This is a genomic window from Nitrospirae bacterium CG2_30_53_67, assembly GCA_001873285.1.
In the GTDB taxonomy this organism is placed as follows: Bacteria; CG2-30-53-67; CG2-30-53-67; order CG2-30-53-67; family CG2-30-53-67; genus CG2-30-53-67.
This window is the reverse complement of record MNYV01000108.1, coordinates 1-8,541: the sequence shown is the minus strand read 5'-3', so window position 1 is coordinate 8,541 and position 8,541 is coordinate 1. Positions and strand designations below refer to the sequence as shown.

At 55.7% G+C, this 8,541-nt stretch carries 8 protein-coding genes; 5 read left to right on the top strand and 3 right to left on the bottom strand.

The window, feature by feature from the left end; all coding sequences use genetic code 11:
• Positions 1-591, top strand: a 591-nt coding sequence (locus tag AUK29_06750; protein ID OIP63362.1) for a selenide, water dikinase SelD, incomplete at its 5' end; no start/stop codon positions are given.
• A 10-nt stretch (positions 592-601) separates the two neighbouring features.
• On the opposite strand, the gene AUK29_06745 is transcribed toward AUK29_06750, so the two are convergent.
• On the bottom strand, positions 602-1,243 hold the full coding sequence (locus tag AUK29_06745) for a hypothetical protein (GenBank protein ID OIP63361.1): 642 nt from the start codon (positions 1,241-1,243) through the stop codon (positions 602-604).
• An 8-nt stretch (positions 1,244-1,251) separates the two neighbouring features.
• Positions 1,252-2,265 carry a hypothetical protein gene (locus AUK29_06740; protein ID OIP63360.1) on the bottom strand — a complete coding sequence of 338 codons (1,014 nt, stop codon included), beginning with the start codon at positions 2,263-2,265 and terminating at the stop codon, positions 1,252-1,254.
• A 227-nt stretch (positions 2,266-2,492) separates the two neighbouring features.
• On the opposite strand from AUK29_06740, the gene AUK29_06735 reads away from it, so the two are divergent.
• From AUK29_06735 to AUK29_06720, 4 genes are all read left to right on the top strand, one after another.
• Positions 2,493-4,973 (top strand): leucine--tRNA ligase, encoded by a 2,481-nt coding sequence (locus AUK29_06735; GenBank protein ID OIP63359.1) that lies wholly within the window; start codon positions 2,493-2,495, stop codon positions 4,971-4,973.
• 11 nt (positions 4,974-4,984) lie between these two features.
• Entirely contained in the window at positions 4,985-5,524 is a 540-nt protein-coding gene (locus AUK29_06730) for a hypothetical protein (protein OIP63358.1), read from the top strand.
• Positions 5,511-5,816: a hypothetical protein gene (locus AUK29_06725; protein ID OIP63357.1), complete on the top strand. Its 306-nt coding sequence runs from the start codon at positions 5,511-5,513 to the stop codon at positions 5,814-5,816. The genes AUK29_06730 and AUK29_06725 overlap by 14 nt, the downstream gene beginning before the upstream one ends.
• 296 nt (positions 5,817-6,112) lie before the next feature.
• Positions 6,113-7,210: a deoxyhypusine synthase gene (locus AUK29_06720; GenBank protein OIP63356.1), complete on the top strand. Its 1,098-nt coding sequence runs from the start codon at positions 6,113-6,115 to the stop codon at positions 7,208-7,210.
• Positions 7,211-7,367: 157 nt separating this feature from the next.
• On the opposite strand, the gene AUK29_06715 is transcribed toward AUK29_06720, so the two are convergent.
• The gene (locus AUK29_06715) at positions 7,368-8,273 is read right to left on the bottom strand and encodes a hypothetical protein (GenBank protein ID OIP63355.1); all 906 of its coding nucleotides are present in this window, start codon (positions 8,271-8,273) and stop codon (positions 7,368-7,370) included.
• Between the last annotated feature and the right edge of the window lie 268 nt (positions 8,274-8,541).

The window sequence follows — 8,541 nt, the reverse complement described above, 5'->3', positions numbered from 1 at the left end:
ATCGTGGCCAATGCCGGAGCCCGCGTGGGGGATGATCTGATCCTGACCAAGCCCCTGGGGAGCGGGATCGTGACCACGGCCATCAAGAACCATGCCGCTGGCCCGGAGCTGATCGAAAAGATCACCATCCTGATGGCCACGCTCAACCGGGCTGCGGCTGAGGTTATGAGAACCGTCTCACCCCATGCCTGCACCGACATCACGGGTTTCGGCCTTCTCGGGCACCTCCACGAAATGGCCCTGTCCACCGGCGTCGGCGCCGAGATCTACCTGAATCAGGTCCCTGTGATCGAGGAGGTCTGGGGCCTGGCGCGCGAGGGATATATCCCGGGCGGAACCCGGGCCAACCTCAAGTTTCTGGCGGATGCCGTGGTCTGGGACCCCTCCATTTCAGAGATAGAACGGCTGGTGCTCTGCGATGCCCAAACCTCGGGCGGCCTCTTGATCGCCGTGGCTCCGGAAGAATCGGACCGACTGATTCAAACGCTGAAGGAAAAGGGCGCACTCGCGGCCCACCGGATCGGGAAAATCGTGGAAGACCCCTCCGCCAGGATCCGGGTCAGGAAAACCCTTTCATATATGAATGCATAAAATCTATTGATTATGACAGTCTGGAAAGAATGGGAAACAACTGTTTCAATCCATTGGCCATGATCTCGATAGCAAAGGCGGCGAGTAGCAGCCCCAGGATCCGGTTGGCGATATTGAGACCGAGCGTCCCCATGGCCGTGCCGATGGGAAACGCCAGGTGGAGCATGATCCAAAGAATGAAACAGACCATCAGGATGGAGCAGAGGATGATCAGATAATGATTCCAGCTGTTTCCGCGGTTCATGGCAATGATCACCGTGCTGATGGCCCCGGGCCCGGCCAGCAGGGGTATCCCCAGAGGGACGATTGCCGCAGCGCTCTTATCCGCCATCTCGATCTCTTCTTCAGGCGTCTGCCTGACATGTCCGGGCGTTGCACGAAGCATGGCCAGGGCCATCAGGAACAGGACAATCCCGCCGCCGACCATGAAGGAACCGAGGCTGGTTCCGATCCATCTCAGGATCGTCTCCCCGGTCAGGGCGGAGCAAAGAAGCACACCCGTGACGGTGAAGGTGACGACCAAGGCGGTTTTCTTGCGCCCTTTTTCGGTATAGTCCTTGGTGATGTTTAAAAATACGGGGATCGCAAGAAATGGGTCCAGGATGGCCAGCAACGCGGTGATGAATCGGGTGTATTCCGTCCAGTGCTGCATGGTTTGGTTTATCCCTGTATCCTCTGGTAGTGGGTTACGATCATGCCGTGGATATTCTCGTGGTCGCCGATCACGGTATCGGGCCAGAGGATGCTGTTTGAGACCCTGGATCCGGAGCCGATGGTGCACCGGTCTCCGATGATGGCGCCGGGTCCGATCACGGCCTCATCCTTGATGACGGCGCCGTTCCCGATCAGGCAGTCAGGGTCCACCGTGACCCCGTTCCCCCTCTTGTAGTTTGCCGGCCCGTTATCCACGGATCCCTGTTTCAACGCATGATTATCGAGGATGTCCTGATTGGCCTGAAAATAGTCCCCGATCTCGCCGAGGTCTCTCCAGTATCCCCTGTGGATATATCCGTAACAGGGCTTTTTGGAGCGGATCCATTGGGCGTAGACGTCCCGGTTGATACAAAAGGTCTTGCGTTTGGGCATGAAATTCATGACTTCGGGATCCATGATGTGGATGCCGGTGAACATCCATTTCTCAAGGCCGGTCTGTTTCGTCTTGACCTTTCCCAGGAACTCCCTGATCCTTCCTGAATGATCCGTTTCGATGGTCCCGTAACGGACGGGGTCCGGATTAGGCCTGAGGACCATGGTGGAGAACGCCCTGCGGGAGAGGTGAAATCCGATCACCTCCCCGAGGTCGATGTCGATCAGGATGTCCGCATTAATCACCACAAAGGCCCGGTCTTCGAAAAAGGCCCGCATCTTCCTGATCCCTCCGCCGGTTCCCAGCAGGGCGGGTTCTTCGGAATAAATGATCCTGAGCCCAAAACGGGAGCCGTCGCCAAGATGTTCTTTGATCCGGTCCCCCATATAGTGCAGGTTCACGGCGACGTCCTCGATGCCGTTTCGTTTCAGAAGATCGAGGTTGAATTCGATCAGCGGGCGGTTTGCCACCGGGATCAGCGGTTTGGGCTGCTCCAGGGTGAGGGGTCGAAGCCTCTCCCCCAGGCCTGCAGCCAGGACCATGGCTTTCTTTGGAGTCTTTTTTGCCTCTTCTTCGATCAAGTCCATAGGCGCAATAATTACAGCATGATGGGTTACGATTCAGCCGGGAAAGAACACGGCCATCCTCAATGGATCCGTCATGGCATAGCATAGCAGAATGTGACAAAAAAGCAAATTTTTTCCTATGTAGATGTTTCCCTGCAAGGAGGGGCGATATCGGCTTTTTACTTGAAAAAAAAGGGGGGGTATGTTAATTATCCTCATATCTTTTTCTTAAATGACGAGGTGCAGAAGTGGATGCTGAGTACCATCCTTCAAATGTTGAGCGGAAATGGCAGACCTTCTGGGCAGAGAATAAGAGCTTCAGGTCTCTTCCCGATCCATCCCGTAAGAAGTGCTATATCCTTGAGATGTTCCCCTACCCATCAGGGAAGATCCACATGGGGCATGTACGGAACTATTCCATTGGGGATGTAATCGCCCGGTTCAGGCGGATGCAGGGATATAATCTGCTCCATCCCATGGGCTGGGATGCCTTCGGGATGCCTGCGGAAAACGCGGCGATCAAGCACGGGGTCCATCCGGCCAAATGGACATACGAAAACATCAAGGCCATGCGGGTCCAGCTCAAGCAGTTGGGGCTTTCCTACGATTGGGACCGGGAGGTTGCGACCTGCGATCCCGGGTACTATCGCTGGGAACAGTTGGTTTTTCTGAAGATGTATGAAAAAGGGCTGGTCTACCGCAAGGAATCCTCGGTCAACTGGTGCAGCTCCTGCCGCACGGTTCTGGCCAACGAACAGGTGGAAGGCGGCCGCTGCTGGAGGTGCGACAGCGATGTGACACAGAAGCAGTTATCCCAGTGGTTTTTCCGGATTACCCGATATGCGGATGAACTCCTCTCGTTCTGCGACAAACTTCCCGGCTGGCCGGAACGGGTCATCACCATGCAGAAGAACTGGATCGGAAAGAGTTACGGCGTGGAGGTGGAGTTCCCTGTTCAAGGGCGGGAAGAGAAGATCCTGATCTTCACCACGAGGCCTGACACCCTGTTCGGCGCCACCTTCATGAGCATGGCGCCCGAACATCCCATGGTCTTCTCCTTGACCGCTCCGGAGCAAAAGGCGGATGTGGAGGCCTTTATCGAACGGATGCGCAGGACCGACAAGATCGTCCGGACGTCCGAGGACGTGGAAAAGGAAGGGGTCTTTATCGGGAGTTTCGCCGTCAATCCCATGACCGGGAAACCCATTCCCATCTATATTGCCAACTTTGTGCTCATGGAATACGGCGCAGGCGCCGTCATGGCCGTGCCGGCCCATGACCAGCGGGATTTTGAGTTTGCAAAAAAGTACGGGATCCCCATACAGGTGGTCATCCAGCCGCCCGACCGGACCCTCCGGCCGGAGGAGATGGCCGAGGCGTATACCGAACCGGGCATCATGGTCAATTCAGATCAGTTCATCGGTCTCGACAGCGAGACCGCTAAACAAAAGATAACCGAAGAGATCAAGATCCGAGGGATCGGGGATAGGACGATCAACTACCGCCTCAGGGACTGGGGGATCTCCAGACAGCGCTACTGGGGGGCGCCCATCCCCATGGTCTACTGCGATTCCTGCGGGATCGTTCCGGTGAAAGAGGAGGACCTCCCCGTGGTCCTGCCTGAAGATGTGGCTTTTACCGGAACCGGCGGTTCGCCGCTGGATTCCCATGCTGAATTCGTGAGGACACGTTGCCCGGCATGTAAACGCCCGGCCAGGCGGGAGACCGACACCATGGACACCTTTGTGGAGTCATCGTGGTATTTCCTTCGCTATGCCTCCATGGTGCGGGACCAGGGGCCCTTCGACCGGAAAGAAGCGGAGTACTGGATGCCCGTGGACCAGTATATCGGCGGGATCGAGCATGCCGTGATGCACCTGCTTTATTCAAGATTCTTCACCAAGGTTCTCCGTGACCTGGGGATGATTTCCCTGAACGAGCCCTTCGTGAACCTCCTGACCCAGGGGATGGTGATCAAGGACGGGGCCAAGATGAGCAAGTCCAAGGGGAACGTGGTGGACCCGGATTTCCTGATCAGCAGATACGGCGCCGATACGGCAAGGCTCTTCTCCCTGTTTGCCGCCCCGCCTGAAAAGGACCTGGAATGGAGCGATCAGGGTGTGGAAGGGACCTATCGGTTTCTGCACAGGGTCTGGAGGCTGGTCTTCACCTATGCCGAGAGGTTGGGGAAAATTCCAAAAGATGCCGTGATTGGAGGCGTCCTTCCCGATTCCGTCATGGCCGTCCGCAGGAAGACGCACCAGACCATCCGCAAGGTCACCCACGACCTGGATGGAAGGTTCCACTTCAACACGGCCATCGCTGCGATCATGGAACTCGTCAACCTCCTGCTCCAGACCCAACAGGAATCATTCACCGAAGAAACCCTTCCCGTGCTTCGAGAGTCCCTGGAGGCCTTGGCCCTGATGCTTGCGCCTTTCGCGCCGCACATTGCCGAAGAGATGTGGGAGGCCCTGGGGCATACGGGGGGGATCGGAGAGGTCTTCTGGCCTGTCTATGACGAGACCATTGCCAAGGAAGAAACCATCACCGTCGTGGTGCAGATCAACGGAAAGATCCGGAGCCGGATCGAGGTTCCTGCGAACTCACCCGATGAGATGCTGAGGGAGACGGCCTTTTCCGACGCCCGTGTTCTTGAGTTTACGAACGGGAAGACGGTCCGAAAGGTCATCGTGGTGCCGGGTAAACTGGTCAACATCGTAATTTGAGGAGGGGCGGGATGAAGATGAATATATTCAAGAGGATTCTGATCTTCTCTTGTGCCTTGGTCATGACGGCATGCGGGTATCACCTGGGGGCTGGGCCCAAGGCCCCGGCTTCGTTTGGAACCGTGGCTGTTCCGATATTCGTGAATGAATCTTCAGAGCCCAACATCCAGGCGTTGATTACCGGCGCCCTGATCCGGGAATTCAACCGGGCGGGGGTCATGATCGTGAACGAGGACCGGGCCGGCAAGATCCTGACCGGGCGTATTTCGGGTTATTCAAACACCTCGGTGGCGAGATCGGCAGCCGGAACCGTGAGCGAGTACCGCCTTTCGGTGGACATCAACCTGGTTCTCAAGGACAGGGCAGGGAAGATTCTCTATCAGAATCCTGCGGCACAGCTCAGGGAGGAGTATTTTGCATCCGGTATCCTGGAACAGAATGAGCAGGCCGAGGCCGAGGCATTGCAGAGCGGCGTCCTGGACTTTGCAGAAGATGAAGTCAGGCACATGCTGGATGCAGTGAACACAGGACTTGGAAATGACCGTCTATGAACCCAGCCCTGAACAGATCAAAGCGCTCTTATCGCTGACCGAAGAACAGTTCCGTGAACAACGGCTTGCCGTGAAAATATTCAGCCGGGTTCTCGGCGCTGAAATTTATCTGATCTCCCACCCGTCCATGGAGGACAAGGTGGACGGTGTGGCTTACTTGCCGGAAGAAATCGCCGAACTCATGAAGATCAGGGATGCCCTTAAACCGCACTATGAGGAGAATCTGCAGAAGATCCACAATGCCAAGAAGATCTTTAAAGGGAAGATTGTCAGCGAAGAGGCCGGAGATTGAAAGATCAAAGGATTTTGATTCACCCGCAAGAAAGCTGGATGGCGATATAAGTTAAGGATCATCTCCAAAAGAGTGGGTGAAAACATAAGGGGTCAAGGGGCCAAGGAGTCAAGGGGTCGAGTGAACCCCGTTAGAGGTTATCCTCTAACGGGGTGAAGTGCTAAAAACATCAGCGGTCAAGGGTTTTAGTGTTTTTCTCCGGAGCTTTTGTTTGCGTTTAAGTACTTCACTTGAACCCTTTTTACCCACTAAATGAGAGAAGAACCTATATCAAAATAATGGAGGTTATGTCTATCATGCCAAAGAACAAACATCCTTATCTTTCCGGAGAGCCGATCGTGCCCGGCGGCATCCGGGGAGATGAAACCGTTGCCGAACTCGTGGAGCGGACCTTTCTCGCCTACAATGCCGGAAGGATTCATGAGGCCTGCCGGCTCCTGAACGAGAAAATCCTGAAGGATGACGTGACCGTAGGCTTAAGCCTTTCGGGCGCCCTGACCCCGGCCGGCTTGGGGCGATCATGCATCATCCCGCTGATTGAGAACGGTTTTGTGGACTGGATCGTCTCCACCGGCGCCAACCTCTACCACGACACCCATTTCGGCATCGGGCTGACGCTGCACCGGGGGACCCCGTTTCTTGATGACCGGGAGCTCAGGAAGGAAGAGGTCATCCGGATCTATGATGTGCTCTTTTCCTACGACGTACTCCTGAAGACGGACAGCTTTTTCCGTGAGATTCTCTCCGCTCCGGAGTTCCGGAAAGAGATGGGGACAGCCGAGCTTCATTACCGGATCGGGAAGTTCGTGGCCGAACGGGAAAAGGTGCTCGGGCTTCCGACCGTGAGCCTCCTTTCCGCGGCGTATCAGCACGGGGTCCCGGTCTATACCTCCTCTCCGGGCGACTCCTCCATCGGGATGAATATCGCAGCGCTGAACATCAAGGGGGCCGGTCCGAGGATCGATCTCTCTCTGGACGTAAACGAAACCGCCGCCATCATCTACCATGCCAAGAAGAACGGATTAAAAAGCGGCGTGGTTCTGATGGGCGGAGGCTCCCCCAAGAATTTCGTGCTCCAGACCGAGCCGCAGATCCAGGAGGTCTTCGGACTTAAGGATTCGGGACACGGCTATTTCCTTCAGGTGACCGATGCCCGGCCGGATACGGGAGGTCTTTCCGGTGCGACCCCTTCCGAGGCCGTCTCCTGGGGAAAGGTGGACCCCGAGCGCCTTCCGGATTCTGTGGTGGCCTATGTGGATACGACCATCGCCCTTCCGATTCTTACGGCCTATGTCCTGGCCAAACATCCCAAGAGGAAACACAAACGCCTCTACGACCGGAGGGACGAACTCATGGCTTTCCTGAAGAAGGACCTGCCGAAAAAATTCAAATGAGCGCTTCACTTGACCCCTGATGTTTTCACCCACTCTTTTGGAGATGATCCATCCATGAAAAAAACGGAAGAGACTAAAAGGATAAAGGGTCGCAGCAAAGGTCGGAATCGGAGCGAAGAACCAACCGGGGATAAGAAGTCTTATACTGGAGGATGGGTCACGGGCTCGGAGGCAGAGGGGACTCCTTGAGGAACTGGAGGAAGGTTTGGGCCACATGGGTGTAGAATTCCTGGTCGAGCCGGATGATCAGGAAATCCCTGGAGAGCGGCTCCTCGCACATTCTTACCGTTTTAAGCTTTCCTTTTTTCAGATGCTCCCGGACCGCCCATTTGGAGACACAGGCCGTGCCGATCCCCTGTTCCACGGCCCGGATGATGAGATCCGTGCTGGCCGAGGTCAGCACGATGTTCAATTCTGAAGGCTTGATCCCCATTTCCCCTAAACGGTTCTCCATCATGTGGCGCGTACCCGATCCTTTTTCCCTCCGGATAAAAGGCTCTTTTAGGAGTTGTTCCCTGGAGATCCTTTTGAGCCCTGCCCAGGGATGGTTCTTGTTCACGAGCAGGACCAGTTCATCCTCGCAGAGTTTTTCCGAAAGCACGCCCGGGTAATAGACCTGATCCTCCACCAATCCCACCTCGATATCCCCGGAGATCAATGCATCCAGAATTCCACGGGTATTGTTGACCAGATGGTTGACCTGGATGGCGGGATACGTCTTCTTGAATTTTAAAAGAAGATCCGGAAAGACGTACCGGGCCACAGTCGTGCTGGTGCCCACGGAAAGGAGCCCTTTGACCGAATTCGCAAGTTCATCGACTTGCTTTACGGTCGTTGCATACATCTTCAGGATCTCCCGCGCTCGTTTGTAGAATTCCTTGCCGATGGCGGTCAGTGCCAGGCTTGAGCGCTGCCGGTGGACGAGCTGTACGCCCAATTCCTCTTCCAGGTTTTTGATGATGCGGCTGACCGCGGACTGGGTGATGAAATTTTCCTCGGCCGCCCTGGAGAAGTTGAGGGTTTTGGCCACGGTGCAGAAGACTTTGAGGCGATGATCATCCATAATGAACGTATCGATACAAGAAAGGTTGATTAAAACGGATGAGGATATCCTAATGGGCGGGAATCCCAAAGTCAATCAGAAATTGATGCCGATCCGGTTTTCGAGAAGCCCCGGAGGACGGGAGCGCCGATGATGCGTTAAATGAAGTTCCGGTCATGCTTTCAAAAATGCTCTCCCACGCCTTCGGCGCCGGACCTGTCGGGCGCCGGCGCCGAGTCGTGGGTTTCTCTGCTGTTCATGAAAAGCTGCCGGAGTGCGGAACCCCTAC